26 protein-coding genes and 1 pseudogene are annotated in these 26825 nt (G+C 70.7%); 8 read left to right on the top strand and 19 right to left on the bottom strand.

Annotated features, from left to right (window positions below):
* Positions 1-13 precede the first annotated feature (13 nt).
* Positions 14-778 carry a prolyl oligopeptidase family serine peptidase gene (locus AB0D74_RS32530; protein WP_362594952.1) on the top strand — a complete coding sequence of 255 codons (765 nt, stop codon included), beginning with the start codon at positions 14-16 and terminating at the stop codon, positions 776-778.
* A 72-nt stretch (positions 779-850) separates the two neighbouring features.
* Here the strand turns inward: AB0D74_RS32530 and AB0D74_RS32525 are convergent, their stop codons facing one another.
* The gene (locus AB0D74_RS32525) at positions 851-1804 is read right to left on the bottom strand and encodes a LysR family transcriptional regulator (protein WP_362594950.1); all 954 of its coding nucleotides are present in this window, start codon (positions 1802-1804) and stop codon (positions 851-853) included.
* Between the two features lie 63 nt (positions 1805-1867).
* Between AB0D74_RS32525 and AB0D74_RS32520 the strand changes: the two genes are divergently transcribed.
* Together AB0D74_RS32520 and AB0D74_RS32515 are read left to right on the top strand one after the other, a co-directional pair.
* Positions 1868-3148, top strand: a complete 1281-nt coding sequence (locus AB0D74_RS32520) for an MFS transporter (RefSeq protein ID WP_362594948.1) — start codon at positions 1868-1870, stop codon at positions 3146-3148.
* 243 nt (positions 3149-3391) lie between these two features.
* A complete protein-coding gene (locus AB0D74_RS32515) occupies positions 3392-4405 on the top strand; it encodes a sigma-70 family RNA polymerase sigma factor (protein ID WP_362594946.1) in 1014 nt (337 codons plus the stop codon).
* Here AB0D74_RS32515 and AB0D74_RS32510 read toward each other — a convergent pair.
* A complete protein-coding gene (locus tag AB0D74_RS32510) occupies positions 4289-4690 on the bottom strand; it encodes an STAS domain-containing protein (RefSeq protein WP_362594944.1) in 402 nt (133 codons plus the stop codon). The two genes, AB0D74_RS32515 and AB0D74_RS32510, sit on opposite strands and share 117 nt — an antisense overlap.
* A gap of 152 nt (positions 4691-4842) precedes the next feature.
* Here AB0D74_RS32510 and AB0D74_RS32505 point away from each other — a divergent pair, with 152 nt between their 5' ends.
* The gene (locus AB0D74_RS32505; protein WP_362594942.1) at positions 4843-5763 is read left to right on the top strand and encodes an AEC family transporter; all 921 of its coding nucleotides are present in this window, start codon (positions 4843-4845) and stop codon (positions 5761-5763) included.
* Between the two features lie 7 nt (positions 5764-5770).
* On the opposite strand, the gene AB0D74_RS32500 is transcribed toward AB0D74_RS32505, so the two are convergent.
* From AB0D74_RS32500 to AB0D74_RS32460, 9 genes are all read right to left on the bottom strand, one after another.
* Positions 5771-6355 (bottom strand): Uma2 family endonuclease, encoded by a 585-nt coding sequence (locus AB0D74_RS32500; RefSeq protein WP_362594940.1) that lies wholly within the window; start codon positions 6353-6355, stop codon positions 5771-5773.
* Positions 6356-6450: 95 nt separating this feature from the next.
* Entirely contained in the window at positions 6451-7728 is a 1278-nt protein-coding gene (locus AB0D74_RS32495) for a thymidine phosphorylase (RefSeq protein WP_362595169.1), read from the bottom strand.
* A gap of 72 nt (positions 7729-7800) precedes the next feature.
* The gene (locus AB0D74_RS32490) at positions 7801-8205 is read right to left on the bottom strand and encodes a cytidine deaminase (protein ID WP_362594938.1); all 405 of its coding nucleotides are present in this window, start codon (positions 8203-8205) and stop codon (positions 7801-7803) included.
* Entirely contained in the window at positions 8202-9464 is a 1263-nt protein-coding gene (locus AB0D74_RS32485; protein WP_362594936.1) for an ABC transporter permease, read from the bottom strand. The genes AB0D74_RS32490 and AB0D74_RS32485 overlap by 4 nt, the downstream gene beginning before the upstream one ends.
* Complete coding sequence (locus tag AB0D74_RS32480) at positions 9464-10585, bottom strand: ABC transporter permease (RefSeq protein WP_362594934.1); 1122 nt, start codon at positions 10583-10585, stop codon at positions 9464-9466. Before AB0D74_RS32480 ends, AB0D74_RS32485 begins: the two co-directional genes overlap by 1 nt.
* The gene (locus AB0D74_RS32475; RefSeq protein WP_362595167.1) at positions 10582-12294 is read right to left on the bottom strand and encodes an ABC transporter ATP-binding protein; all 1713 of its coding nucleotides are present in this window, start codon (positions 12292-12294) and stop codon (positions 10582-10584) included. The genes AB0D74_RS32480 and AB0D74_RS32475 overlap by 4 nt, the downstream gene beginning before the upstream one ends.
* A 380-nt stretch (positions 12295-12674) precedes the next feature.
* Complete coding sequence (locus AB0D74_RS32470; protein WP_362594932.1) at positions 12675-13724, bottom strand: BMP family ABC transporter substrate-binding protein; 1050 nt, start codon at positions 13722-13724, stop codon at positions 12675-12677.
* 244 nt (positions 13725-13968) lie between these two features.
* On the bottom strand, positions 13969-15000 hold the full coding sequence (locus AB0D74_RS32465) for a BMP family ABC transporter substrate-binding protein (RefSeq protein ID WP_362594930.1): 1032 nt from the start codon (positions 14998-15000) through the stop codon (positions 13969-13971).
* Positions 15001-15390: 390 nt separating this feature from the next.
* Entirely contained in the window at positions 15391-16608 is a 1218-nt protein-coding gene (locus tag AB0D74_RS32460) for a M20 family metallopeptidase (RefSeq protein ID WP_362594926.1), read from the bottom strand.
* Positions 16609-16868: 260 nt separating this feature from the next.
* On the opposite strand from AB0D74_RS32460, the gene AB0D74_RS32455 reads away from it, so the two are divergent.
* Positions 16869-17525, top strand: coding sequence for a class I SAM-dependent methyltransferase (locus AB0D74_RS32455; RefSeq protein WP_362594924.1), 657 nt, complete (start codon positions 16869-16871; stop codon positions 17523-17525).
* A 41-nt stretch (positions 17526-17566) separates the two neighbouring features.
* Here the strand turns inward: AB0D74_RS32455 and AB0D74_RS32450 are convergent, their stop codons facing one another.
* From AB0D74_RS32450 to AB0D74_RS32440, 3 genes and pseudogenes are all read right to left on the bottom strand, one after another.
* Complete coding sequence (locus AB0D74_RS32450) at positions 17567-18655, bottom strand: glutamate--cysteine ligase (protein ID WP_362594922.1); 1089 nt, start codon at positions 18653-18655, stop codon at positions 17567-17569.
* Between the two features lie 104 nt (positions 18656-18759).
* Positions 18760-19561, bottom strand: a pseudogene (locus tag AB0D74_RS32445) (hypothetical protein).
* Entirely contained in the window at positions 19561-19959 is a 399-nt protein-coding gene (locus tag AB0D74_RS32440; RefSeq protein ID WP_362594920.1) for an ATP-binding protein, read from the bottom strand. Before AB0D74_RS32440 ends, AB0D74_RS32445 begins: the two are co-directional and overlap by 1 nt.
* Positions 19960-20152: 193 nt before the next feature.
* On the opposite strand from AB0D74_RS32440, the gene AB0D74_RS32435 reads away from it, so the two are divergent.
* Positions 20153-20995, top strand: a complete 843-nt coding sequence (locus AB0D74_RS32435; RefSeq protein WP_362594918.1) for a helix-turn-helix transcriptional regulator — start codon at positions 20153-20155, stop codon at positions 20993-20995.
* Positions 20995-21189, top strand: a complete 195-nt coding sequence (locus AB0D74_RS32430) for a DUF397 domain-containing protein (RefSeq protein ID WP_362594916.1) — start codon at positions 20995-20997, stop codon at positions 21187-21189. The genes AB0D74_RS32435 and AB0D74_RS32430 overlap by 1 nt, the downstream gene beginning before the upstream one ends.
* On the opposite strand, the gene AB0D74_RS32425 is transcribed toward AB0D74_RS32430, so the two are convergent.
* Positions 21186-21317: a hypothetical protein gene (locus tag AB0D74_RS32425; RefSeq protein WP_362594914.1), complete on the bottom strand. Its 132-nt coding sequence runs from the start codon at positions 21315-21317 to the stop codon at positions 21186-21188. The genes AB0D74_RS32430 and AB0D74_RS32425 overlap by 4 nt on opposite strands.
* A gap of 80 nt (positions 21318-21397) precedes the next feature.
* Positions 21398-22285 carry an AraC family transcriptional regulator gene (locus AB0D74_RS32420; RefSeq protein ID WP_362594912.1) on the bottom strand — a complete coding sequence of 296 codons (888 nt, stop codon included), beginning with the start codon at positions 22283-22285 and terminating at the stop codon, positions 21398-21400.
* Between the two features lie 98 nt (positions 22286-22383).
* Between AB0D74_RS32420 and AB0D74_RS32415 the strand changes: the two genes are divergently transcribed.
* Complete coding sequence (locus tag AB0D74_RS32415) at positions 22384-23397, top strand: aldo/keto reductase (RefSeq protein WP_362594910.1); 1014 nt, start codon at positions 22384-22386, stop codon at positions 23395-23397.
* A gap of 23 nt (positions 23398-23420) precedes the next feature.
* Here AB0D74_RS32415 and AB0D74_RS32410 read toward each other — a convergent pair whose 3' ends face one another.
* Genes AB0D74_RS32410 through AB0D74_RS32400 form a run of 3 tightly spaced genes read right to left on the bottom strand, consistent with a single transcriptional unit; the run spans position 23421 to position 26809 of the window.
* Entirely contained in the window at positions 23421-24560 is a 1140-nt protein-coding gene (locus AB0D74_RS32410; protein ID WP_362594908.1) for a hypothetical protein, read from the bottom strand.
* 47 nt (positions 24561-24607) lie between these two features.
* Complete coding sequence (locus tag AB0D74_RS32405) at positions 24608-25543, bottom strand: N-acetylneuraminate synthase family protein (RefSeq protein WP_355715680.1); 936 nt, start codon at positions 25541-25543, stop codon at positions 24608-24610.
* A 15-nt stretch (positions 25544-25558) separates the two neighbouring features.
* Complete coding sequence (locus AB0D74_RS32400; RefSeq protein WP_362594905.1) at positions 25559-26809, bottom strand: acylneuraminate cytidylyltransferase; 1251 nt, start codon at positions 26807-26809, stop codon at positions 25559-25561.
* Positions 26810-26825: the final 16 nt, after the last annotated feature.

Here is a 26825-nt window from a genome sequence, read left to right as displayed (position 1 = left end):
ACACTGTTCTGTCATGGCACAGCAAGCGACGCCGGTCCGAACGGCCAGCCTGAGCAGGGCAGTCGGCCAGGAGCCGACGACGGTGAGCGGCGCGGTCCTGCTCCTCCCCGGTGGGGAGGAGGTCTCCGCGCGACGGCCGTCCCTCGTATGGGCGACGGCCTTCGTCCGCGCGCTCGGCCGCCGGCTCGCCCGGGACGGCCGGGACGAGGGACTGGCCGCGCACGTCGTCCACTACCGCTATCGCGGCTGGAACGGCAGCGAGGCGCATCTCGCCGGGGACGCCGACTGGGCGGCCGACGAGGTCGTACGGCGGTACGGCGACGTCCCCGTCTGTCTGCTCGGCGTGGGGATGGGCGGCCGGGCCGCGCTGCACGCGGGCGGGCACGAGGCGGTCAACTCCGTGGTCTCCATCGCCCCCTGGCTGCCCGAGGACGATGTGGCGGCGCCCGAGGAACCGGTCCGGCAGCTGGTGGGCCGCCGGGTGCTGGTCGTGCACGGCACGAACGACGAACGGACCGATCCGGAGCTGTCGTTCCGGCTGGCGGCGCGGGCGAAGAAGGCGAACCGGGAGGTGTGCCGGTTCGAGGTGCACTCGGACGGCCACGGGTTGCATCAGCACCGGGACGAAGTCCTCGCTCTCGCTTCGGACTTCGTCATGGGGGCGCTGTACGGGCATGCGGTGTCGCGGCCGGTGGAGGATGCGTTGGCTGCGCCGCCGCCGATCGGGTTGCGGATGCCGTTGGCTGCGGGGTTCGGCAAGTCGCTGCGGAAGGGCTGAGCTCCGTTCCAAAGTGCGGGCGCTTTGTGGCTGGTCGCGCAGTTCCCCGCGCCCCTGACGGGGGCGCTGTCGCTAGGCGGGGAGCAGGTTGCCGCGCCTGGACAGCAGGAACTTCTTGAAGGCGGCCACCGGCGGGGTGTCCGGGTGGCCGTTCAGCCATGCCACGCCGATCTCCCTGACCGCTCTCGGGGCCGTGACCGTCAGTTCCGCGACTCCCGGGCGGGGAAAGGCGGGTGGCGGGAGCAGCGCGACCCCCAGCCCGGCCGCCACCAGGCCCCGCAGCGTCTCCGCCTCCTCTCCCTCGAAGGCGATGCGCGGCCGGAAGCCGGCCTCCGTGCAGAGGTCGTCGGTGATGCGGCGCAGGCCGTAGCCCGGTTCCAGGGTCACGAAGGTCTCGTCGGCCGCTTCGGCGAGGCGGATGCGCTTGCGGCCGGCCAGCGGGTGGTCGGCGGGGACCACCAGGCGCAGCTTCTGCTCGTCGAGGCGGCGGGCCACCAGGTCGGGCGCGTCCGGCACCGGGGAGGTGAGACACAGGTCCAACTCCCCCGCCCGGAGCTTCTCGATCATCGCCTCGCCGTAGTTCTGGACGAGGCCGAAGCGGATGCGGGGATGGTCGACGCGGAAGGCCTGGAGGAGACCGGGTACGGTCTCCGCGCCCATGGTGTGCAGGAATCCGAAGGCGACCTTCCCCGCCGTGGGGTCGGCGTCGGCGCGTACCTCGTCGGCGGCGCGCCGGACCTCGGCGAGGGCGCGCTCGACCGAGGTGAGGAAGGTGCGGCCGGCGGGGGTGAGGGAGACGGTGCGGCCGTGCCGGGTGAAGAGGTCGACGCCCAGGTCCTGTTCCAGGCGGACCATCGCACGGGAGAGCGTGGACTGGGGGACGTTCAGCTCCTGGGCGGCCCTGGTGACATGCTCCGTGCGGGCCACGCCGGCGAAGTACGCGAGGCGTGGGGCCAGCAACATCGTCATGTCTTCTGTGTCACTGTCCGGTGACAGACGCTCCGCTGACCTCTGCTGATGCTCCATGGGAACGATTATGGCGATTCCATGCATTGGACGGATCAACACCGGGGTCCGTACGTTCGAGGCATGTCTCCCGCCAGTACCGGGGCGTCCACCACCGTGGGCGCCGTCCCGTCCGTCCCCGCCGCCGTCCCCGCCGTCGACTCCCGGCTGACCCCGGGCGGTCCCGGCTACCGCCGGATGAGCTTCGCGCTCTTCCTCGCCGGTGTCGCGACCTTCGCCCTCCTCTACTCCACGCAGGCCCTGCTCCCGCTGATCTCGGACGGCTACGACGTCTCCGCGAGCGACGCGAGCTGGACGGTGGCGGCGGCGACCGGCGGTCTGGCGCTGTTCGTCATCCCGATGAGCGCGCTGTCCGAGCGGTTCGGACGCCGTACGGTCATGACGGCCTCGCTGGCGGTCGCGGTGACCGTAGGACTGCTGGTGCCCTTCGCGCCCTCCCTCGGCGCGCTGATCGTGCTCCGCGGCGTCCAGGGCGCGGCGCTGGCCGGTCTGCCGGCGTCCGCGCAGGCCTATCTGGCCGAGGAGGTCCGGCCGAAGGCGCTGGTCACGGCGATCGGCCTGTTCGTCGCGGGCAACAGCGTGGGCGGGATGAGCGGCCGGGTCATCACCGGCTGGGTCGCGCAGGAGTGGGGCTGGCGGGTGGCCGTCGGCACGATCGGTGTGATCGCGGTCGGCTGCGCCGTCGCCTTCCGGCTGCTCCTCCCCGCGCCGCGGCACTTCAAGGCGGGCTCGCTGCACCCGCGCCGGCTGCTCGGCACGGTCCGCGACCACCTGGCCGACCCGCTGCTGCGCCGCCTGTACGCGATCGGCGCGCTCTTCATGACCGTCTTCGGCGGTGTCTACACGGTGATCGGCTACCGCCTGACCCAGGAGCCCTTCTCGCTCCCGCAGGGCGTCATCGGCTCGATCTTCCTGGTGTACCTGGTCGGTACGGTGTCCGCGTCGACGGCGGGCCGCCTGGTCGGCCGCCTGGGCCGCCGCGGTGCCCTCTACCTGGCCGGCGGCACCACGGCCGGCGGCCTCCTGCTCTCCCTGGCCGACTCGCTCCCCCTGGTCCTGCTCGGCCTCGTCCTGATCACCGCGGGCTTCTTCGCGGGCCACGCGGTCGCCTCCTCCGCGGTCAGCAAGACGGCCACCCACGGCAGGGCCCAGGCCTCGGCCCTCTACCAGTCCGCCTACTACGTCGGCTCCAGCGCGGGCAGCACGGTCGGCGCGCTCGCCTTCCACGCCCAGGGCTGGTCCGGCACGGTCGGTGTAGGCCTCCTCGCGATCCTGGGCGTCGTGACCATCACGGTCCTGGGCTCGATGGCAGCCCGCCGCACCCTCCTGGCCAACGCCCACTGACCGACGCCCACTGACCGACGCCCCGCACTGCAACGCCCCGAAAGGGGCGCGGGGAACTGCGCGACCAGCCACGACGACGCCGCACCCGCCCACGGACCGCACCCCCAGATCCGTGGGCGCCCCCATCTCACCTGCACGTTTCCCCACTCCGGGGGCCATTGTCAGTCCCCTGCGATACCTTCCGAAGTGCTGGAGCGCAACGGCGCGCGCACAGGAACGGCCACAGGGGTGGGTGGACGGAACATGACCGACAGCACGGCGACGGCGGACCTCGACGTCGCACTGGAGAAGTACCGGACCGAGCTGACCGGGTACTGCTACCGCATGCTCGGCTCGTCGTTCGAGGCCGAGGACGCGGTGCAGGACACCCTGGTGCGGGCCTGGCGGAGCTACGAGAAGTTCGAGGGCCGCTCCAGCCTCCGGTCGTGGCTGTACCGGATCGCGACGAACGTGTGCCTGGACATGCTCACCGCGGGGAACAAGCGGGCCCGGCCGATGGACCTCAGCGAGTCGACGCCGCTGGCCCAGGCGGCGCTCTCCCCCCGGCCCGACAACACCTGGCTGGAGCCGGTGCCCGACGCGCGCGTGCTGCCGACCGTGGACGACCCGGCGGAGGCCGCCGTGGCCAAGGAGTCGATCCGGCTGGCCTTCATGGCCGCGTTGCAGCAGCTGCCGCCCAAGCAGCGGGCGGTGCTGATCCTGCGCGAGGTGCTGGCCTGGAAGGCCACCGAGGTGGCCGAGCTGCTCGGCACCACCGTCGCGTCGGTCAACAGCGCGTTGCAGCGGGCCCGGGCCACGCTGGCCGAGCAGCAGCAGTCGGGCGCCGCCGCGGAGGTCTCCGACCCGCTCGACGAGGAGCAGCAGAAGCTCCTGGAGCGCTATGTCGCCGCCTTCGAGGGCTACGACATGACCGCCCTGACGGCGCTGCTCCACGAGGACGCCATCATGACGATGCCGCCGTTCGACCTGTGGCTCACCGGCCACGACGACATCGCCGGGTTCATGACGACGATCGGCTCGGCCTGCGAGGGCTCGCGGCTGTTCCCGGTCCGGGTCAACGGCCTGCCCGGGTTCGCCCAGTACAAGCCCGACCCGGACACCGGCGGCTGGAGCCCCTGGTCGATCCAGGTACTGGAGATCTCAGACGGCCGGCTGACCGGGTTCCACTTCTTCCTCGACACCAAGCGCTGGTTCCCGCTCTTCGACCTCCCCCTCCATCTGGAGGCGAAGGCCGACGAAGCGGAGGAGGGAGCGTAGGGCGGGGTCGGGGTCGCGGAGCCGGATCCGCCCTCCGGCCCGCCGGGCCGCCAGTTCAAGCCGGGCCAGCAGGTCGACGGCCGCCAGACCCGGCGGCCCGAGCCCGCCCACATCGCAGACGACGACCCGGCGGCGCGGCCCGCCGGCCCCGCCCGCCCCGAGCAGCTCACGCACGTCGTCGCAGAGCCCCGGCACCTCGTCCCTGACGACGGGGCCCGACAGCATGAGCACGGCGGGGGTCACGGCATCCACGGGCGGTAGACCGCCGCGGGTCTGACAACTCATCGGGCAGGGCGCCCCGCCTTCCGGACGGTCGCGAAGATCACAAGGGTCACAACGTTGACCTGCACCTGACCGACCCAGAGGGTTGGCTGTATGCCCCACGGATCAGCAGCGCCCGCCCCGCCCCACGGTCTCCTCCGCCGCGAGGGGGTCCCGTGCAGGGGGTGCTGAGCGGGTTCGCGGTGATCGCGATCGTCATCGCCGTCGGCTATGTCCTCGGCCGTGGCGGGCACCTGGGGGCGAACGGCCGCGAGGTCCTCACCAAGCTCGCCTTCCACGTCGCCTCGCCCGCCCTCCTCTTCACCACCCTCGCCAGGGCCGACCTGGCGGTGATCTTCTCCAGCCGCCTGCTGGTGACGGCCCTGAGCACGGCCGCGGCGGCGGGCGCGTTCGTGGCGGTGGGTGTCGTACGGGGCTGGGGCGTGGGCCGTACGACGATCGGCGCGCTGTGCTCCAGCTACGTCAACTCGGGCAACCTCGGCATCCCGATCGCGGTGTACGTGCTGGGCGACGCGTCCCTGGTGGCACCGGTGCTGCTCTTCCAGGTGGTGGTCCTCACCCCGGTCGCCCTGACGATCCTGGACGTGTCCGGGATGGGTGAGAAGGGCCCCTGGTGGCGGCGCCTGCTCGCCCCGCTCCGCAACCCGATAGCCGTGGGCTCGCTGTCCGGCGTGGCGGTCTCGGGGCTCGGCATCCACGTCCCCGGACCGGTGATGGACCCGCTCACCCTGATCGGCAACATGTCCGTGCCGGCCGTCCTGCTCGCCTTCGGCATCTCCCTGCGCGGCAGCACGCTCCCGGGCCGGGGCCGCGACCGCCACCCGGTGCTGCTGTCCGTCGCCCTGAAGGCGGTGGGCCAGCCGCTGGTCGCCTGGGCGCTGGCGTCGACCGTCTTCGACCTGCACGGCGCGCCCCTGCTCGACGTGACGGTGACCTCGGCACTGCCCGCCGCCCAGAACCTCTACACCTACGCCAGCACCTACCGCGTCGGCGAGGAACTGGCCCGCGACTCGATCCTGCTGTCCACGGTACTGGCGGTACCGGTCCTGGTGGTCGTGGCGGCGCTGCTGGGGTGACGGACGGTCAGTCGACGGGGAACTCCCCGGTGTCGATCGTGAGGCCGAACGGCTCCGGCAGGTCGATGGGATCACCGAACTTGACGGCGCGGAGGACCCGGTAGACATCGCGCTTCGGCTCGCCGTAGAGCGTTGCCGTGGGCCCGCCGGGGGCCCAGCGGTCGATGAGCAGGTACAGCGGGATGCCTGCGGTGGCATAAGCCGCAGGCTTGCTGACGCGGTCGTGCCGGGCGTTGGACTTGGAGGTCACCTCGACGACGAGTTCCACGAGTCCGGCGGGGATATGGCTCTCCACATAGGAATCGGTCTGCCGAGGAGCCACCACAATGTCCGGGATGAACATTCCGAGACGCGAGGGCACAGCGATCGACAGCGTCTGGTAGACCCCCCAATCCTCCGGAATCACGGAGTAGAGGCGACGCTGGATACGCTCCGCGATCACGTTGTGCCGGTAGGCGGGAGCAGGTGACACGGTGATGATCGCCTCGATGATCTCCACCTTGCTGCCCTCGGGCCATTCCATCTCCTCCCAGTACCGGACGAGTTCGTCCCAGTTCTGGTCGGGGTCCTGGCCCACGGTGAGTGCGCTCATGGCGGTCTCCTTCGGTTGCGTCACCGATCCCAGCATGCCGAACGGGACCGGCGGAGGTCCACCGATCCCGTTCACCCGAAAGAAGAAACACCTGGTCAGGCGATACGTTCCAGCACGACGGGCGACGCTGTGAAGGCCGTACCGGCCGCCCCGATGTCGTACGACCCCTCGACCGCCTGGAGCGCGTACTCGAAGCGCTCCGGGGTGTCGGTGTGGAGGGTGAGGAGGGGCTGGCCGGCGGTGACGGTGTCGCCGGGCTTGGCGTGGAGTTCGACGCCGGCGCCCGCCTGGACCGGGTCCTCCTTGCGGGCGCGGCCGGCGCCGAGGCGCCAGGCGGCGACGCCGATGTCGTAGGCGTCGAGGCGGGTCAGGACGCCGGTCGACGGCGCCTTGATCACGTGCTGTTCCTTCGCGACGGGGAGGACCGCGTCCGGGTCGCCGCCCTGGGCCGCGATCATCCGGCGCCAGACGTCCATCGCCGAGCCGTCGGCGAGTGCCTTCGCCGGGTCGGCGTCGCGGATGCCGGCCGCGTCGAGCATCTCGCGGGCGAGGGCGATGGTCAGCTCCACCACGTCGGCGGGGCCGCCGCCGGCCAGGACCTCCACCGACTCGCGGACCTCCAGGGCGTTGCCGGCCGTGAGGCCGAGCGGGGTGGACATGTCCGTGAGGAGGGCGACCGTCTTCACGCCGTGGTCGGTGCCGAGGCCCACCATGGTCGAGGCGAGCTCGCGGGCGTCCTCGATGGTCTTCATGAAGGCGCCGGTGCCGACCTTCACGTCCAGGACCAGGGAGCCGGTGCCCTCGGCGATCTTCTTCGACATGATCGAGGAGGCGATCAGGGGGATGGCCTCGACCGTGCCGGTGACGTCGCGCAGCGCGTACAGCTTCTTGTCGGCGGGGGCCAGGCCGTCGCCCGCCGCGCAGATCACCGCGCCGGTGGTGTCGAGGACGTTCAGCATCTCCTCGTTGGAGAGCAGGGCGCGCCAGCCGGGGATGGACTCCAGCTTGTCCAGGGTGCCGCCGGTGTGGCCGAGGCCGCGGCCGGAGAGCTGGGGGACGGCCGCGCCGCAGGCGGCCACGAGGGGTGCCAGCGGGAGGGTGATCTTGTCGCCGACGCCGCCCGTGGAGTGCTTGTCGGCGGTCGGACGGGACAGCGAGGAGAAGTCCATGCGCTCGCCGGAGGCGATCATCGCGGCGGTCCAGCGGGCGATCTCGCGGCGGTTCATGCCGTTGAGGAGGATGGCCATCGCGAGCGACGACATCTGCTCGTCGGCGACCTCGCCGCGCGTGTACGCGTCGATGACCCAGTCGATCTGGTGGTCGCTGAGCTCACCGCGGTCCCGCTTGGTGCGGATGACGGAGACGGCGTCCATGGTGGCCATGGCGTTCCCTTCGGAGATGTGCGATGCGTACGGCCCCTCCCAACCGGAAGGGGCCGTACGGGATTACTTGGTGAGATGGGCCGGGCCGAAGGCCTGGGGCAGCATCTCGGAGAGGGCGAGGACGCCCTCCGGGGTGTCCAGGAGGAGGTCCGGGCCGCCGAACTCGTAGAGGAGCTGGCGGCAGCGACCGCACGGGACGAGGAGGGCGCCCGTGCCGTCCACGCAGGTGAAGTGCGTGAGCCGGCCGCCGCCCGTGCGCCGGAGCGCGGAGACCAGGCCGCACTCGGCGCACAGGCCGAGGCCGTACGACGCGTTCTCCACGTTGCAGCCGGAGACCGTACGGCCGTCGTCCACGAGGGCGGCGGCGCCGACCGGGTAGCCGGAGTACGGGGCGTAGGCGTGGGACATGGCCTCCCGGGCCTCGGCCCGCAGGGTCTCCCAGTCGAAACCGGCGGCCGGGGCGGTCACTTGCCCTGTCCCTTCCGGTACGGCAGGCCGTCCGCCTTCGGCATCCGCAGGGACTGCGCGGACAGCGAGAGCACCAGCAGGGTGACGAGGTACGGGGTCGCGGTCACGAGCTGGCGCGGGACGTCGTCGGTGGTGGCGTACCAGACGAACATCAGGACCGAGATGACGATCGTGATGACGGCCGGGACGTACTTCTTCTTCCAGGCCAGGTACGCGGCGCCGAACACCAGGAGGATCGCGAGCAGCAGGATCAGCGCGTGGACGTTCACCGTGCCGCCGCGCAGGTTGAGGCTGTCGGTGTAGCCGAACAGGCCCGCGCCGAGGGCGAGGCCGCCCGGCATCCAGTTGCCGAAGATCATCGCGGCGAGGCCGATGTAGCCGCGGCCGGCGGTCTGGCCGTCCAGGTAGACGTTCGAGGCGACGATGGACAGGAACGCGCCGCCGAGGCCCGCGAAGCCGCCGCTGATGAGCACGGCGATGTACTTGTACTTGTAGACGTTGACGCCGAGGGACTCGGCCGCGACCGGGTTCTCGCCGCAGGAGCGCAGGCGCAGGCCGAAGGCGGTGCGCCACAGGACCCACCACGTGATCGGTACGAGGGCCACCGCGATCACCGTCAGCGGCGAGAGGTCGGTGAGCAGACCGCCGACCAGGCCCGCGACGTCGGAGATGAAGAACCAGTGCTTCTGGTTGAGCGTGTCCAGCCAGTCGGACAGGCCCGGGACGCTGAACGTGCCGAGTGAGTCGATCGGCGGGGACTGCTTGGAGGAGCCGCCCTCCGCGTTCTCGAAGGTGAACTTCGAGAGGTAGCGGGTGGCGCCCAGGGCGAGGATGTTCAGGGCCACACCGGAGACGATGTGGTTGACGTTGAAGGTGACGGTGGCGACGGCGTGCAGCAGGGCGCCGAGGGCGCCGCCGAGGATGCCGAAGACGATGCCGACCCAGGGGCCCCACTGGTAGCCGGCCCAGGCGCCGAACCAGGTGCCGAGGATCATCATGCCTTCGAGGCCGATGTTGACGACGCCCGCGCGCTCGGCCCACAGACCGCCGAGGCCGGCGAGGCCGATCGGGACGGCGAGGCGCAGCGCGGTGGACATCTGGCCGGTCGAGGTGATGCCCTCGGCGCCGGTGATGATGCGCACCAGGGAGGTCAGGACCAGTACGCCGGCGATGACCAGCAGGAGTACCGGGAGCGACATCCGGCGGCTGCCCCTGCCGGGCTGCTTCGCCTGCGGCTTGGCGATGGTCGCGGTGGACATCAGGCAGCCACCTCCTTCTTGGTGTTCTTGGCGGCGGCTGCGGCGAGCTCGGCGCCGACCTGGCGCTGCTGGCGGCGCAGACCCCACTGCCGTACGGCTTCGTAGGAGATGACGACGGAGAAGACGATCAGGCCCTGCATGATCGTGGCGATCTCCTTCTCGTACGCCACCGGGGTCGCGTAGTCGAGGGCGGGCGAGGCCTTGTCGAGGAAGGCCCACAGCAGGGCGGCGAAGGCGATGCCGCCCGGGTTGTTGCGGCCGAGCAGGGCGATGCCGATGGCGGTGAAGCCGAGGCCGGCCGGGAAGTCGAGGCTGTAGGTGTGGGAGTCGCCGAGCAGCAGCGGGAGGCCCGCGAGGCCGGAGACGGCGCCGGAGATCAGCATGGAGATCAGGACCATGCGCTTGGCGTCGACGCCGGAGGCCGCCGCGGCGGACTCGGAGGCGCCGGTGGCGCGCAGGTCGAAGCCGAAGCGGGTGCGGTTGAGGACCAGCCAGTAGCCGATGCCGAGGGCGATGGCGACGAAGACCATGCCGTAGATGTCGCCGACGTCGGAGCCCAGGTTGATGCCGGGGAACCAGCCGGACTTCTTCATCACGCCGGTCGTCATGTTGTTGCCGACCTGGACGCCCCACACGTCGGAGAGGGTGACGTAGCCGATGACGCTGGTGGCGATGGCGTTCAGCATGATCGTGGCGACGACCTCGCTGACCCCCCGGGTGACCTTGAGGACGCCCGCGATGCCGGCCCAGAAGGCGCCGGTGAGCATGGCGACCAGGAGCAGCATCGGGATCTGGAGGGCGGCGGGCAGGCCCACGTTGGCGCCGACCACGGCGGTCATCACGGCGGCGAGGCGGTACTGGCCGTCGACGCCGATGTTGAAGAGGTTCATGCGGAAGCCGAGGGCGACCGCGATGGCCGCGATGTAGTACATCGCCGCCTGGTTGATGATCAGGACCTGGATGTCGGAGTACGGCAGCTGCTGGAGCATCAGCACGTACGGCTCGAACGGGTTGCGGTTCGAGGCCAGCAGGACGATCGAGGTCAGGGCGATCGCGAGGACGAGCGCGATGGCCGGGCCGGCCACCGCGAGGAGCACCCGCTCCTTGTCGAACTTCTTCATCGGGCCTCGTCCTCCGGACCGTCGGCGCCTTCGTGTCCCTCTGGGGCGGTGTCTACGTGTTCCAGGTGGCCGGACGCGGCACCCGTCATGGCGGAGCCCAGCTCCTCCGGGGTGATGGTGGCCGGGTCGGCGTCCGCGACCAGCTTTCCGTCGAAGATCACCCGCAGGGTGTCCGACAGACCGATCAGCTCGTCCAGGTCGGCGGAGATCAGCAGCACCGCGAGGCCCTCGCGGCGGGCGTCCCGGATGCGGTCCCAGATCTGCGCCTGGGCGCCGACGTCCACACCGCGGGTGGGGTGGGCGGCGATCAGGAACTTCGGGTGGTGGCTCATCTCGCGGCCGACGATCAGCTTCTGCTGGTTGCCGCCGGAGAGCGAGGCGGCGGTGACGTCGATGCCGGGGGTGCGGACGTCGTACTCCTCGACGATCCGGCGGGTGTCGGCCTGGGCGCCCTTGATGTCCAGCCAGAAGCCCTTCGCGTTGGGCTTCTCGGTGACGTGGCCGAGGATGCGGTTCTCCCAGAGCGGGGACTCCAGGAGCAGGCCCTGGCGGTGGCGGTCCTCGGGGATGTAGCCGACGCCGGACTCGCGGCGCTTGCGGGTGCCCCAGCCGGTGACGTCCTCGCCGAGGAACTCGATCGTGCCCGAGTCGGCGTGGCGGGTGCCGATGAGCGCGTCGATCAGCTCGGTCTGGCCGTTGCCCTCGACGCCGGCGATGCCCATGACCTCGCCGGCGTGGATGGTGAAGGTGACGTCGTCGAGGACGCGCTTGGCGGCGCCGGGGGCGGTGGCCTCGTCGAGGACGTCGCCGCGGGCGGTGGCGCCGGACGAGCCGACCGTGGCGGTCTCGGGCTGTGCGCCGACCTCGCCGAGGGAGGGGCCGCTCGCGTAGACGGTGAGGTTCCTGACCGTGACGACGGCCTGGTCGGTGACCGTGGACTCGGCGGTCTCCGGGGTGGGCAGCTCGCTGCCGACCATCAGCTCGGCGAGCTGGCGCGGGGTGGTCTCGGAGGGGATCGCGGTGCCGACGGTGGTGCCGCGCCGGATGACGGTGATGTCGTCGGCGACGGAGAGCACCTCGCCGAGCTTGTGGGAGATGAAGATGACCGAGAGGCCCTCGGACTTCAGCTCGCGCAGGTTGTCGAAGAGCGCGTCGACCTCCTGCGGGACGAGGACCGCGGTGGGCTCGTCGAGGATCAGGGTCTTGGCGCCGCGGAAGAGGACCTTGAGGATCTCCACGCGCTGGCGGTCGGCGACCCCGAGGTCCTCGACCAGGGCGTCCGGGCGGATGCCGAGGCCGTACCGGTCGGAGATCTCCTTGATCTTCTTCCGGGCGTTGCCGCCGATGCCGTACAGCTTCTCGCTGCCGAGCACCACGTTCTCAAGGACCGTCAGGTTGTCCGCCAGCATGAAGTGCTGGTGGACCATGCCGATGCCGCGCGCGATGGCGTCGGCCGGGGACGAGAAGGTGACCTGTTCGCCGTCGATCGCGATGGTGCCCTCGTCCGGCTTCTGCATGCCGTAGAGGATCTTCATCAGGGTCGACTTGCCGGCACCGTTCTCGCCGACCAGGGCATGCACGGTGCCCCTGCGGACGGACAGGTGGATGTCGTGGTTGGCTACGACACCCGGGAATCGTTTGGTGATCCCCGCCAGCTCGACCGCGGCTGTCGTCTCTGCGGTGAGCGGAGGGCTGCTGGACGCGTCGATGGCGCACTCTCCTCGGAAAAGGGGTCGCTCTACGCGCGTAGCGCCCCTGCTTTAAATAGTGCCCGGACCTGACCGAGCTTTTTCGACTCTCGATCCGTTCCGAGCATTCTGCCGCGCGAACGGGGGGTGCCCCTGCCGTCGGTCCCCGGGATCTCCGTCGATCTCCCGGACACCCGCCCGGGCTCACCGACCGATCACCGGACCCGCACCCGAGATTCCTGACCGAACTCTCGGATCCGCGCCCGGGACCCTGTCGAGGTCCCCGGATCCATGGCAGGGGGCGCGGGAAGAACATCCTTCCCGCACCCCGTTCCGTGGCCGTAACGCTGCCATTACAGCGTTCTTTTGACCATGCCTACGACAAGGTCATGACCGGTGGGTCAGGACGTCTTGACCTTGATCGAACCGTCCTTGATGCCGGCCTCGGCCTTCTTGATCGCGGCCTGCAGGGTGGCGTTGTTCTTGAAGACCGGGTTGGAGTCGGCCAGGCCGACGCCGCCGTTGTTCAGGGAGCCGCGGATCTCACCGGACAGCGGCTTCTTGTCCTTGATGACGGACTTGGCGAGGTCGTAGACCGCACCCTCGACGTTCTTCAGGGCCGAGGTCAGGATGTAGTTCTTGTACTTCGACAGCGCGGCCTGGTTGTACTGGTCGGAGTCGACACCGATCGCCCACACCTTGTGCGCGGCGGCGGCCTTGATGACGCCCTGGCCGGAGAGGCCGGCGGCGGCGTAGACCACGTCGGCGCCCGCGCCGATCTGGCCCTCGGCGGCGGCCTCGCCCTTGTCGGGGCTGGAGAAGCCGCCCTCCTGGGCGGTCTGGGTCAGGTACTGGGCCTTGACCGTGACGTTCTTCTTGGTGTCCTTGACGCCCTGCTCGAAGCCCGCCTCGAACTTGTGGATCAGCGGGACGTCCACGCCGCCGATGAAGCCGACGGTGTTCGACTTGGTGGTCAGCGCGGCGGTGACACCGGCCAGGTACGAGGACTGCTCCTCGTGGAAGACCATGTCGGCGACGTTGCTCGCCTGGTCCGTGTTGTCGTCGATGATGCCGAAGGTGACCTTCGGGAACTTCGCGGCGGCTTCCTTGACGGCGGGCGCGTAGGCGAAGCCGACGCCGATCACCGGGTTGTAGCCGGACTTGGCCAGGGTCTCAAGACGCTGGACCTTGTCCGCGTCCGACTCGCCGTCCTGCGGCTCGATGTCCCGGCCGGTGACGCCGAACTCCTTGTCGGCCTTCTCGAAGCCGGCGTACGCGGCGTCGTTGAACGACTGGTCGCCCTTGCCGCCGACGTCGTACGCGAGACCGACACCCTTGGACGCGCCGGCCTTGCCGGTGGACGAGCTGGACGAGCTGCCGCACGCTGAAACGGTGACGGCAAGAGCTGCGGTTGCAACGCCCGCAACGGCGATTCGGGACACCCGGCGCATGGAACGAGACTCCTTCGTGCAAGCGCCCAAACCAGGCGCTGGTTCCGCGGCAGCGTAACGCGCGTAGACCAGACGGAAAACCCCCAATGTCCGGTCCGTTATCTAGCTGTGGCCACAGTCACGACCAAGGCTACGGACAGCAATACGCCCCTTGCAGGAGGCAAGGGGCGCGGGGGCTGCAAGGACGCGCGGGCGGCCGTACCCGTGGGTACGGCCGCTCACCCGGCGACTTATATATGTCGCATTACTTCGTGTTGACGGTGACCTTGCCGTCGATGATGTCCTGCTTGGCCTTGTCGACCGCCGCGACGACCTTGGTCATCGCCTTGTACTTCGGGTTGGTGTCCGCGAAGCCGACGCCGCCGGTCTTCAGGGTGCCGTTGACGGTGCCGCTCTCCGGCTTGCCCTCGTAGACGGACTTCACCAGGTCGTACACGGCGCCGCCGACGTTCTTCAGGGCCGAGCCGAGGATGTAGTCCTTGTACTTGGCGAGGGCGTCCTGCGCGTACTGGTCGGAGTCGACGCCGATCGCCCAGACCTTGTCGGAGGCGGCGGCCTCGATCACGCCCTGACCGGACAGGCCGGCCGCGTGGTAGATGACGTCCGCACCGGCGTCGATCTGGCCCTGGGCGGCGGTCTTGCCCTTGTCCGGGCTGGAGAAGCCGCCCTCGGCCGCGGTCTGCGTCAGGTACTGCGACTCGATCTTGATCTTCGGGTTGACGGACTTGGCGCCCTGGTCGAACCCGGCCTCGAAGGTGTGGATCAGCGGGATGTCCACGCCGCCGATGAACCCGATGTGGTCCTTCTTGGTCGCCGACGCAGCGGCGACACCGGCGAGGTAGGAGGACTGCTCGGCGGCGAACACCATGTCGACGACGTTCTTCGCCTGGATCGTCGAGTCGTCGATCATGCCGAAGGTGATGTTCGGGTACTTGGCGGCGACCTCCTTGACGGCGGGCGCGTAGGAGTAGCCGACCCCGATGATCGGGTTGTAGCCGGCCTTGGCGAGCGTGTCGAGGCGCTGCACCTTGTCGGCGTCGGACTCGCCGTCCTGCGGCTCGATGTCACGGCCGCCGATGCCGAACTCCTTCTCGGCCTTCTCGAAGCCGGCGAAGGCGGCGTCGTTGAACGACTGGTCGCCCTTGCCGCCGATGTCGTAGGCGAGGCCTATGCCCTTGCCGTTGTACTTGCCGGACGAGTTGGTGCTGGTCGCACCGCTGTCCGAGCTGGACTTGCCGCATCCGGCGGCCGCGAGGGCGATGACGGCAACGGTCACCGCAGCTTGGGAGAACCGAGTCCTCCGACCCGAGATATAACGCACAGCAAGCACCCCTTCGTCCCCACGGCACCGTCCCCGGCCCGCTTCCCCAACCGTCCACCCTCGGTGGCGATTTCGGCGCACAGTAACGCGCGTAGAAGGTGAGGGGAACGGGGTTTCTCCGGGCCGTTATCGAACCGTGCCGACTCCGGGTTACAAGCGGCGGCCGCCGGTTACGACGGGGTGACACAAGGGGGCGAAGGGGCACCGACCGGGCACCCCGTCGCCCCCTGCGGGACTTACGCGACGTGGAGGACATGCGGGACTCGCGGGGAAGCTGACCGTTTCTCCCGCCGTCTCGTACGACAGCCGTCGTGACGACTACGCCGACTACGCCGACTACGCCGACTACATGGTCGCGTCGATGAGGGCTGCGGCCGTGAACAGCTCCACCCCGACGGTGATGGCCCGTTCGTCGGCGTCGAAGTCACCCTGGTGCAGGTCGCGCACGGTCCGCTCGCCCGGCGTGCGCACCCCGAGCCGCGCCAGGGCGCCCGGCACGTGCTCCAGGTACCAGGAGAAGTCCTCGCCGCCGAGGCTCTGCTCGGTGGTCTCGATGGAGTCGGTGCCGCGCCGGGCGGCCATCGCGTCCCGCAGCAGTTCGGTGATCACCGGGTCGTTGACGACCGGCGGCACCCCGCGCACGTAGTTGATCTCGGACTTGGCGCGGTGCATGGTCGCGACCTCGTCGATGGCCGCGTGCACGACGTCCGGCGCGGTCCGCCAGGCCTCCAGGTCCAGGCAGCGCACGGTCCCGGACAGCTCGGCGTGCTGCGGGATCACGTTGGGCGCGTGCCCGCACTCGATCCGGCCCCAGGTCACCGCGAGCCCGCTCCGGCTGTCCACGCGCCGCCCGATGAGCGCCGGCACGTCGACGGCCACCCGGGCGGCGGCGGTGACCAGGTCGGTGGTCAGGTGCGGCCGGGCGGTGTGCCCGCCGGGGCCGTCCAGCGCCACCTCGACCCGGTCGCAGGCGCTGGTGATGGCGCCGGTCCTGAGCCCGATCCGGCCCACGTCCACCCGGGGGTCGCAGTGCACGGCGATGATCCGCCCCACCCCGTCCAGCACGCCGGCCTCGATGGCGTCGGCGGCCCCGCCGGGCAGCACCTCCTCGGCCGGCTGGAAGAGCAGCCGCACGGGCCGGGGCAGCTGCCCCTTCGCGTGCAGCTCGGCGAGAACCAGTCCGGCGCCCAGCACCACTGTCGTATGCACGTCATGCCCACAGGCGTGCGCCCGGTCCGGCACGGTGGACCGGTACGCGCACTCGGCCTTCATGTCCGGGATGGGCAGCGCGTCGATGTCGGCCCGCAGGGCGAGCACCGGCAGCCCGTCCCCGACCGGCCCGATGTCACAGATGAGGCCGGTCCCCGCCGGGAGGACGCGCGGCCGGAGACCGGCCTTCTCCAGCCGCTCCTTGATGGCGGCCGTGGTGCGGAACTCCTGGTTGCCTAGCTCGGGATGCATGTGCAGGTCGCGGCGGAAGGCGACGAGTTCGGCGTGCAGTTCCTCGCTGAGCACGCCGGGGAGCACATCCCCGGGAAGGTCGGCCTCGGTCTCTAGGGACATCAATTGGTTCACCCTCTGAAGGGTAGGACGCCCGAAGGGTCAACTGACCCGAGATCAACAAAAGTTCAGCCCGTTAGGGGAAGAAAATCTGACCGCGGACGCATGACCTCGGACGTGGCTGGGTAACACGTATGTTTCCTCTTCCACGCATACCACGCCCGGCGACGATCACGCCCGTCGTGTCCACCCACCGAAACGGGACCGAGCCGCAACCGCGACTTCGCCACGCGTGCCGCGCCCGCCCGGTAGCGTGCGCGACCGTGACGGACTCGGACACGACCGACTTCATAGAGACCACCCGTACGTCCTACGACACGATCGCGAGGGACTACTCCGCCGCCTTCCCCGGCATCCCGGACCTCCCCGTGGACATGTCCATGATCGCCGCCTTCGCCGCGCTGGTGAAGGCGAACGGCACCGCCCCCGTGGCCGACCTGGGCAGCGGCCCCGGCGACATCACGGCCCACCTGAACGGCCTGGGTGTCCAGGCCTTCGGCATCGACCTCTCGCCCGCCATGGTCACCCTGGCCCGCGAGGCCCACCCCGCCGTCCGCTACCACCGGGGCTCCATGACGTCCCTGGACCTCCCCGACGAGACCCTCGGCGGCATCCTCGCCCTCTACTCGATCATCCACATCCCCGACGACCACCTCCCGGCGACCTTCGCGGGCTTCCACCGCGTCCTGGTCCCCGGCGGGCACGTCCTCGTGGGCTTCCAGAAGGGCGACACGCCCGGCCTCCACCTCACCGAGCGCTTCGGCCACGAGATCGACCTGCACTACTACTGGCGCCCCGCGTACGCGGTCGGCGACATGCTCGCCAAGGCGGGCCTGGAGGTGGCGGCGACGCTCATCCGGGAGCCCCTGGGAGCGGAGAAGATGCCCCGAGCGTTCATCCTCGCCCGCAAGCCGGGCTGAGCGGGGCCCCTCCCGCGACGCGCGTCACTCCTGGATGCGCGTCACTCCTGGGTGCGCTGCACACACGCCGTGACGACGTCCCGCAGGCTCCCGGTGCCCGCCAGCAGCCCCCGCTGCTCGTCGGCGCCGTTGCCGCGCCGCAGCAGCCTTCTCACACCCTCCTCGACCCCCGCCAGGTCACCGCTGGCGGCGAGGGTGTCGCGGGTGTGCGCGAGCAGTGCGTCCAGTACGGCGGGGGCCGGCTCGGGCCGCATGGTGCCGGGATCGAGCAGTTCGCCGCCGAGCCCCGACCGTGCGGCCCGCCAGCCGGCCAGCCGCTGCAGCCCCACCCCGTGGTCGACGGGCTCCCGCCCGGCCCGCCACTCCCGTGCGGCCGTCTCCACCAGCGCACGGGCGAGGGTGGCCACGAGCACGGCGGTCCCGGCGCGCAGGCAGACGTCCGCGACCCGGATCTCCACGGTCGGGTAGCGCCGGGCCAGCCGGGCGTCGAAGTAGACCATGCCCTCGTCCAGGATGACGCCGGTGGCCACCATGTCCGCCACCAGCCGGTGGTAGCGCTCGGCGGAGCGGAACAGCCCGGTGGGACCGGACGACGGCCAGCGCGCCCACACCCGGCTGCGGTAACTGGCATAGCCGGTGTCGGCGCCCTGCCAGAAGGGCGAGTTCCCGCTGACCGCGACGAGCACCGGCAGCCACGGCCGTATCCGGTCGAGAACCCCCACCCCCTCCTCGTCGGACTCCACCGCGACGTGTACGTGGCAGCCGCACACCAGTTGCTCGCGGGTGGCGATGCCGTACTGCTCGGCCAGCCACTGGTAGCGCGGGTTCACGCTGATGGAGGGGCTGACGGGCAGCGGCGAGGAGGCGAGCGCGACGACGGCACACCCGAGCTCCCCGGCGAGCCGTCCGGCCTCCTTGCGACACCGGACGATCTCCTCCCCCAGCTCCCCCATGTCCCTCTGCGGATGGGTGGCGAACTCCAGCATCTGCCCGTAGAGCTCCTTCTCGAACACGTCCTGCCGCGGGTCCACCAGCGAGGCCCGCGCCAGCACGGCCGGGGCCGACGCCGTGGGCTCACCCGTCTCCGGGTCGACGAGAAGAAGCTCTTCCTCCACTCCGACGGTACGCACGCGAAGCCGCCCTCCGTCCGCGCCGCGACCGTACGCGGCAGGCTGCACCCCCCGACTTCCCAGCCGGGCCCACCGGACACCTACGGCTGCGCCGGCGCCGACGCTCACTCCTCGGCGAACAGCTCCCCGGCGTCCGTGACGTGCACCGCCAGCCGGGCCCAGACTTCGAGCTGCTCCAGATCGGTGCAGGCTTCTACTCGCTCACGGACCGCATCACTCACCGGGATACCGCGCCACTCCAGAACACGCAGCACCATCTCGGCACGCTCCTGAACGCGTCCCTGCTCGCGACCTTCCTCCCGCCCCTCCTCGCGCACCTGTTCCGCCAGTGGGTGCCGCCAGAAGTACTGGATCGCCGTCATCAGGTCCCTCCACATCTGCTTCGCCTGGGGATCGACCAGGCACGAGTCGACGAACTGCACGAACACCGCGGCGCTGTCACGGTCGATGGTCTTCAGGGCGGCTGCAAGCGACTCCAGTATGGCCGGGGCCTGCCGCCCCCGCCCATGCGTCATGGCCGACAGCACCGCAAGAGGTACGTCCCGCACCGCCTCCCGCTCATCCGCGATCACCGGCACGTTCTCCGGCCCCAGCACCAACGGACGCACGATCATCGACTCCCACCCCCGCAGGCCGAGCCTGATCGGCTGCGCGGCCCACCGCGCGGTCGCGGCGCTCTGCGTGATCACGATCAGCACCGGCTCCCACCGGTACTTCTTCCTCCCCCTGCGACTCGACCACCAGGAGATACGTCCCCTCGTCCGTCTCCGCCCGCAGCAACGCGTCCACCCGACGCTCCACCGGCTCGATCTCCGTCAGATCCACGTTCATCGCGGCGAACTCCCGCGTCTCCGGAAACGGAACACCCAGCACCCGCTGCAACGCCTCATGCGACGACCCCACCATCACGCCACCCCCAACTCACACCACACGAACTTGCCCCGCTCCCCGAACCGCGACGACGGCTGCCAGCCCCAGCCATCCGCACACGCCACCACCAGGCCCAACCCCCGCCCCGCCTCCCGGAGCTCCGGAACCGCCCCCGGCGGCTCCGGAGGCACGGGATCCGCGTCCCACGCCCCGATCCACACCACCCCCTCCGGGAAACGCCGGACCCTCAACGCGGCCGGACCCTTCGTATGCCGCACCGCGTTCGACACCAGCTCCGCGGCGAGCAGCTCCGCCGTGTCGGCGAGACCGATCAACCCGTGCATGGTCAGGATCAGGCGCAGGGTGCGACGGCAGACGGTGACCGCTCTCAGGTCGTTGGGGACGTAGAGCGTGTAGTCCCAGGTCTCGGGCATGCGTCATCAACTCCGGTCGGATGAAGGGGATTTCACGCACGGTGGCATCGCCGCACGGCAGAGGCGCAGTGCACTTCCTCAGCGTGTTCGTTATGTCACCGAAGGTAGGGGGCAACATTTCGATCCTGCAAGTCGGTCGCGTAATCTGGCCCCGAAAGAGTCGCGCTCGACGGCGTGTTGGGAGGCCCGGTCGGTGGCGAAGAGGATCGAGCCAACGGCACGTCAGCTGCGCTTGGCGGTCGAACTGCGCAGGTTGCGGGACGCAGCAGGCCTCACCTCGCGGGAGGCCGCCGCGCTGCTCGGGGTGAACGCACCGCAGATCAGCCAGATCGAGGCCGGCCTCGCCGGGGTGAGCGAGAAACGGCTGCGGCTTCTCGCTGCCAACTACTCATGCTCCGACAGTGGATTGATCGATGCACTGGCGGCCATGACGAAGGACCGCACGCAGGGCTGGTGGGAGGAGTACCGGGATCTGCTGCCAGCACCCTTCCTCGATCTCGCCGAGTTGGAACACCACGCCACGTTCCTTCGGGAGGCACAGTTTCTGTACGTCCCCGGCCTGCTCCAGACGGAGGACTACGCCCGGGCCGTCTATGCCTACCGCATCCCGGAACTGCCGTCGGCAAAACTGGAGTTGCGCGTCCAGCACCGGCTGCGCCGCAAGGCGGTCCTCGGCGGCACGCCGTTCGACGCCATCATCCACGAGGCGGCACTGCGCATCATGGTCTGCGACCGCGCGGCCTCGCGCGCCCAGCTGAACGAAGTGCTCGAAGTGTCCGAGGCGGACAACGTCACCGTGCGGGTCATCCCCTTCGCCGAGGAAGGGTTCGCCGGCGCGGCGAGCGCCATGCTGTACGCGGGCGGCATCGTATCCAAGCTGGACACCGTTGTGCGGGACGGGCCGAACGGCGCCGCCTACATCGACTCCGTCGGCCAGCTCACCGCCCTTCGAACACTTCTCCGTAAACTGGAAGACGCGTCCCTCAACCCCGACAAGTCACGAGACTTGATCAACCGCGTGGCGAAGGAACTGTGATGTCCGTTCCCGACAGTTGGCAGAAGTCGTCCTACTCAAGCTTCGGCGACGGCGACTCCTGCGTAGAGATAGCGAACTCCCCCACCCGCATAGCCGTCCGCGACTCCAAGGACCCCGCCGCCGGGACCCTCACCTTCCCGCGCGCGGTCTTCGCCCCCTTCGTCGAAGCGCTCAAGGACGTACCGCACGCCTAGTTGCGCAGCGTCACCACGAGCAGGACCGCCAGGGCGATCAGGAGGGCGGCGGCGACCGACGCCAGGGTGATCTTCAGGGCGCTGTACGGCCGTTCGCCGATGACTTCGCCGATGCGGGCGTTGACCATCACCGGCCATGTTCTTCCGGCGTGGAGGTAGGTCAGGAACCAGACCGGCGGGATCGACGCGGCCGGGGAGGCGGTGGCGGTCAGGGGCCGGTGGGTGCCGGGCGGGTGAGGCGGGCGCGGAGGCGGGCGGCGTCCTGGACGGGTGGGAGGCCGTAGGCGGCGCGGTACTCGCGGTTGAACTGGGTGGGGCTGACATAGCCGACGGCCTGGGCGATCCGGGCCGCCGAGGCGTCGCCGGCGAGCAGCAGGCGCCGGGCCTCCTGGAGGCGCAGGTGCTTCTGGTACCGGAGCGGGCTCATGCCGGTGGCCGCCTTGAAGTGCCGGTGCAGGCCGGCCGGGCTCATGTGCGCCACCGCCGCGATCTCGTCGATGCCGAGCGGCTCGGCGTACCGCGCGCGGATCCAGCGGGCCACCTCGCGCACCCGGGTCGCGGTCGAGTCGGCCAGCGACCACTGGCGGAGGACGGGGCCGAGGGAGCTGCGCAGCAGCCGGTAGAGAATCTCGGTCTCGATGCGCGCGGCGAGCGGGCGGATGTCCTCGGGGGTGTCGAGGAGTTCGACCCAGCGGGTGACCGCGTCGGCGAGTTCGGGCGGCATCGGCGCGGCGATGTGCGCGGCCGGGGTCGAGGGGACGCTCTGGCCGGTCTCGTCCAGCTCCAGCAGCAGTTCCGTGAGCGGCTCGCCGTCGAGGTGCAGGGAGGCGGACCGGTACGGCACCTGCTCCAGGTCGGCGGTGACCGGCAGGTCGATGGTGGTGAGGAGCATCTCGCCGGGGCGGGCGACCCGGATCAGCTCGCCCGCGGTGGTGCGTTTCGTGCCGCTGCCGACGAAACAGATCATCGGTTCGTACAGCAGGTGGGCGGGGTCGACCGGCTCGTCCACCGAGGCCAGGGAGAGCCGGGGGACCGCGGTGTCCGTGCCCGGTGCCAGGCAGTGCCGGTCGACGGCCGCGACGAGTCGGTCCAGCACAGCACGCTCCGTCCCTGAAGGGTCCCTGAGAGGATCAGGCAATTCTATGCGGGCGGCGGCCCATGCCTCCGGGGCGTCGTCTCCCTAGCGTTGACGGCATGGCAGAGCACACCGCACACCTCCCGCAGCGCACCCTCGGCACCCAGGGCCTCACGGCCGGTGCGATCGGCCTGGGCACCATGGGCATGACGATGGCCTACGGCACCCCGGACGAGCGGAGCAGCATCGACACCCTCCACCGGGCCCACGAGCTCGGGGTCACCCTCTTCGACACGGCCGAGCTGTACGGCCTGGGCACCGGCAGCAACGAGCAGCTTCTCGGGCGGGCCGTGAAGGGCTTCCGGGACGAGATCCTGATCGCGACCAAGTTCGGCTTCGACCTGTCCGACCCGACGCGGATCGGGCACGGTCTGGACAGCCGCCCCGAGCACATCCGCGAGGTCGCCGAGAACAGCCTGCGGTACCTGGGCACGGACCGCATCGACGTGCTGTACCAGCACCGCGTGGACCCCGACGTGCCCATCGAGGAGGTGGCGGGTACGGTCGGCGAGCTGATCGCCGAAGGCAAGGTCCGCTTCCTCGGGCTGAGCGAGGCCGGGCCGGAGACGATCCGCCGCGCGCACGCCGTGCACCCGGTGTCGGTGCTCCAGACCGAGTACTCGGTGTTCGAGCGGGCGGTGGAGGCCGAGATCCTGCCCGTGCTGCGGGAGCTGGGCATCGGCTTCGTGCCGTACTCCCCGCTGGGGCGCGGCTTCCTCACCGGAGCGGTCAAGCCCGCCGCCGAGTACGAGGCGGGCGACATGCGGCACAGCATGGACGAGCGCTGGAAGCCCGGCAACTACGAGCAGAACGTCGCTGCGGTGCGCGAGCTGACCGACCTCGCGGAGAGCAGGGACTGCACGGTCACCCAGCTCGCGCTGGCGTGGCTGCTCGCGCAGGGCGACGACATCGTGCCGATCCCGGGCACCCGCAGCCCGCGCCGGGTCGAGGAGAACGTGGCGGCGGCGCACGTCGAGCTGACACCCGGCGACCTCGCCCGGATCCAGGAGATCCTGCCGCGGGGAGCGGCCGGTTCCCGCTACCCGGCCGCGGTCATGCCGACCTGGCGGTAGCGCCCCGAAAGGGGCGCCGGGGGTCAGGCCGGGGTCGTCACCGCCGCCAGCCGGTGGACGTCCTTGGCCGTGCCCGTGACCCCGGACAGGAAGCCCTGGGCGCGCGGGGACGCGTTCTCGGTGAGCCAGGCCGGGTCGATGTCGCAGACGGCGACGCGGACGCCCGTGCCCACCAGGGCCAGCGGGAGGGTGTGCACGACCGTCGAGGGGAAGCTGAGGATCGTACGGCCGATGGGGCCGCGGCGGGCGATCAGTTCCAGGGGGAGGTCCGGGCGGACTATCTCCAGGCCCGTCTCGGCGGCCAGGCGGTGGAGTTTCTCGGTGCTCTCGCGGCGGTGCGCGAAGTAGCGGGTCGCGCCGTGCGCCTTGGCGAGGGTCTGGACGGCTTCGAGGTAGCGGTCGCCGTCGACGACGCCGGTCTCGACCAGGGAGGTGCCGACCATGTCGGCGCCCTTGGTGATGCGCGGCGGGCCGAAGCGGGCGCGGGTCCAGCCGAAGTCGTTCGCGGTGACCGTCACCCCGGCAGGGGTCTCCGTCATCGGCATGGAGGAGAAGACCTCGACGCGCCGGTGGTCGTTCGGGGTGAGGCGGCGGCGGGCGGAGGAGGAGACCGGCGCGAAGAGCAGGTCCCGGGCGCCGGGCCGGCCGCCCTTGCGGTGCCAGCGGACCAGGCGTTCGCCGCGGGCCAGCTGGGCGACGAACTCCATCGTCGCGGTGCCGTCGTCGACCACGACGAGGTCGCGGGCGCGGGTGATGGTCAGCAGCAGTTGTACGTAGCGGGAGAACGGGTCTCCCATCACGATGCGGTCGGCCCGGCGGAGGGAACCCGCCAGGCCGCCGATCGTCTGGAAGGGGGCGGTGGTGCCACCCCGTGCTTCCTCCCAGCGGACCCGGTAGCCCTCGTCCCGGGCCAGGTCCGCCATACGGCGCAGCTGGCCCCGGGTCATGGGGTCCGTCGGGGACAGGACGACGATCGTGAGTTCCGCGCCGGGTGCAGATATGCCGGATGCCGGGCGCCGTACCTGTCCGGGTACGGTCGGCACGGGGTCCGCCGCCCCGCGCAGGGCGTGGGCATGCGCCCACTCCAGCACGTTCAGCAGCTGCACCGGACTCTCGACGAACGCGAGTGTGTGGGGGCCGGTGTTCCCGGCGCGGGGGCTCATCGACGTACGACCGTCCCGTCGTCGTAACACATCAATCAGATTCGGGCTCAGACCTGGACCGGCTCGCCGGCCGCCGCGGCGATCTCCGCCTCGGCGACGACGCCGGTGACGCGGCGCAGCTTCTTCATCGGGCCGAGCTCGGAGTCGTAGACCTTCTTGACGCCGTCGCCGAGGGACTCGGAGATGATGCGGATGTCGCGGACCAGGCGGGTCAGGCCCTGCGGCTCGACCGAGGCGGCCTGGTCGGAGCCCCACATGGCGCGGTCGAGGGTGATGTGACGCTCGACGAAGGTGGCGCCGAGCGCGACCGCGGCGAGGGTGGTCTGCAGACCCGTCTCGTGGCCGGAGTAGCCGATCGGCACGTTCGGGTACTCCTTCTCCAGCGTGTTGATCACGCGGAGGTTGAGCTCGTCGGCCTTCGCCGGGTAGGTGGAGGTGGCGTGGCACATGAGGATGTTGTCGCTGCCCAGGACCTCGACCGCGTGGCGGATCTGCTTCGGGGTCGACATGCCGGTGGAGAGGATGACCGCACGGCCGGTGGCGCGCAGCGCCTTGAGCAGCTCGTCGTCCGTGAGGGAGGCGGAGGCGACCTTGTGGGCGGGGACGTCGAACTTCTCCAGGAAGGCGACGGCCTCGGTGTCCCACGGGGAGGCGAACCAGGCGATGTTCTTGCTCTTGCAGTACTCGTCGATCTGGCGGTACTCGTCCTCACCGAACTCCACGCGGTGGCGGTAGTCGATGTAGGTCATGCGGCCCCAGGGGGTGTCGCGCTCGATGTCCCACTGGTCGCGCGGGGTGCAGATCTCCGGGGTGCGCTTCTGGAACTTGACGGCGTCGCAGCCGGCCTCGGCGGCCACGTCGATCAGCTTGAAGGCGTTCTCCAGCTCACCGTTGTGGTTGATGCCGATCTCGCCGCAGATGTAGACGGGCTTGCCGGGGCCGACCTCACGGGAACCGAACTGGCGCAGACGGGAGTTGCTCATGACTGTGGGGTGTCCTTACTTCGGGAGGGAATCGAGAGAGGGGCCGAGGATCCAGCTGGCGATCTCTCGGATCGCGCCGTCACCGCCGGGGAGGGTGGTGACCGCGCGTGCGGCGCCGCGTACGACGTCGTGGGCGCTCGCGACCGCCACGGGCCAGCCGGCTACGGCGAAGCACGGGAGGTCATTGACGTCGTTTCCGACGTAGAGCACGCGCTCGGGAGCGATGCCCTGCTCCTCGCACCACTGCTTGAGTGCGAGGTCCTTGCGGTCGATGCCGTGCAGGACCGGAATCTGTAGCTTCCGGGCCCGGGCGGCGACGACCGGGTTCTGCTCCGTGGAGAGGATCAGCATCTTCAGCCCGCTCTTGCGCAGGGCGGCGATGCCGAGTCCGTCGCCGCGGTGCACGGAGACGAACTCCTTTCCATCGGCATCGATCAGCACCCGGTCGTCGGTCTGGGTGCCGTCGAAGTCCAGTACGACCGCGTCGACGTCGTCGGCGGTCGGGAGGGCGCCGGGGCGGTCCGCGTCGAAGAGCGGGGCCAGGGCGCGGGCGCGCGCGAGCTCGTGGTGGTCGTCGATCTCCAGGACGCGCGCGGGGTCGGTCCGCACCAGTTCGGTGTGGCCGAAGAAGCGGTGCTGGTGCTCGCGGAAGCCGTCGGCGCGCATCGCGTAGGCGGCGCCGGTCTCCAGGAAGTCCTGGGGGCGGTCCTGCCGGCGCGGCCGGAACGACTTGTCGTGGTTGACGCCGAAGCCGCCGCTCGCGGACGCCTCGTCGGCGCCGACCGGCACCGGGGCGTGCACCTCGTCGCGCCAGACGAAGCCGTGGAAGGGGGCGACGGTCAGGGCCGTGTCGGCGCCGTTCTCGACGATCGCGCCGACCACCCCGTCGATGTCCTCGCGGACGATGAACGGGCTGGTGCACTGCACGAGCAGGACGACGTCGACCGTGGCGCCGTGCAGCGCCTCGTGGGCGTCCATGGCGTGCAGGACGGCGGCCTCGGAGGTGGCGGTGTCACCGGCGATGGCGGCGGGGCGCAGCACGACCTCGGCGCCGGCCGAGCGGGCGGCGGCGGCGATCGCCTGGTCGTCGGTGGAGACGACCACGTCGGTGACCAGGCGGGAGGCGACGCACTCGCGGACCGCGCGGGCGACCAGCGGGACGCCGCCGACCGGGGCGAGGTTCTTGGCGGGCACGCCCTTGGAGCCGCCCCGGGCGGGGATCACGGCGAGGACGCGGGGCACTACGGCCCCTTCGGGGTGGGACATCGGCTCTGTTCCTTCG

Source organism: Streptomyces sp. NPDC048278 (assembly GCF_040652195.1).
GTDB lineage: Bacteria > Actinomycetota > Actinomycetes > Streptomycetales > Streptomycetaceae > Streptomyces.
The sequence above is the reverse complement of the archived record's forward strand: the minus strand, read 5'-3'. Positions and strand labels throughout refer to the sequence as shown.

Coding starts and splice junctions, on each gene's coding strand:
- AB0D74_RS32530 (WP_362594952.1), top strand. CDS start 14: ATGGCACAGCAAGCGACGCCGGTCCGAACGGCCAGCCTGAGCAGGGCA.
- AB0D74_RS32440 (WP_362594920.1), bottom strand. CDS start 19,959: ATGCCCGAGACCTGGGACTACACGCTCTACGTCCCCAACGACCTGAGA.
- AB0D74_RS32405 (WP_355715680.1), bottom strand. CDS start 25,543: ATGAGCAACTCCCGTCTGCGCCAGTTCGGTTCCCGTGAGGTCGGCCCC.
- AB0D74_RS32480 (WP_362594934.1), bottom strand. CDS start 10,585: ATGAAGAAGTTCGACAAGGAGCGGGTGCTCCTCGCGGTGGCCGGCCCG.
- AB0D74_RS32495 (WP_362595169.1), bottom strand. CDS start 7,728: ATGGACGCCGTCTCCGTCATCCGCACCAAGCGGGACCGCGGTGAGCTC.
- AB0D74_RS32430 (WP_362594916.1), top strand. CDS start 20,995: ATGTCCGTTCCCGACAGTTGGCAGAAGTCGTCCTACTCAAGCTTCGGC.
- AB0D74_RS32510 (WP_362594944.1), bottom strand. CDS start 4,690: ATGAGTTGTCAGACCCGCGGCGGTCTACCGCCCGTGGATGCCGTGACC.
- AB0D74_RS32400 (WP_362594905.1), bottom strand. CDS start 26,809: ATGTCCCACCCCGAAGGGGCCGTAGTGCCCCGCGTCCTCGCCGTGATC.
- AB0D74_RS32470 (WP_362594932.1), bottom strand. CDS start 13,724: ATGCGCCGGGTGTCCCGAATCGCCGTTGCGGGCGTTGCAACCGCAGCT.
- AB0D74_RS32460 (WP_362594926.1), bottom strand. CDS start 16,608: ATGTCCCTAGAGACCGAGGCCGACCTTCCCGGGGATGTGCTCCCCGGC.
- AB0D74_RS32515 (WP_362594946.1), top strand. CDS start 3,392: ATGACCGACAGCACGGCGACGGCGGACCTCGACGTCGCACTGGAGAAG.
- AB0D74_RS32500 (WP_362594940.1), bottom strand. CDS start 6,355: ATGAGCGCACTCACCGTGGGCCAGGACCCCGACCAGAACTGGGACGAA.
- AB0D74_RS32410 (WP_362594908.1), bottom strand. CDS start 24,560: ATGAGCCCCCGCGCCGGGAACACCGGCCCCCACACACTCGCGTTCGTC.
- AB0D74_RS32520 (WP_362594948.1), top strand. CDS start 1,868: ATGTCTCCCGCCAGTACCGGGGCGTCCACCACCGTGGGCGCCGTCCCG.
- AB0D74_RS32425 (WP_362594914.1), bottom strand. CDS start 21,317: ATGGTCAACGCCCGCATCGGCGAAGTCATCGGCGAACGGCCGTACAGC.
- AB0D74_RS32525 (WP_362594950.1), bottom strand. CDS start 1,804: ATGGAGCATCAGCAGAGGTCAGCGGAGCGTCTGTCACCGGACAGTGAC.
- AB0D74_RS32415 (WP_362594910.1), top strand. CDS start 22,384: ATGGCAGAGCACACCGCACACCTCCCGCAGCGCACCCTCGGCACCCAG.
- AB0D74_RS32485 (WP_362594936.1), bottom strand. CDS start 9,464: ATGTCCACCGCGACCATCGCCAAGCCGCAGGCGAAGCAGCCCGGCAGG.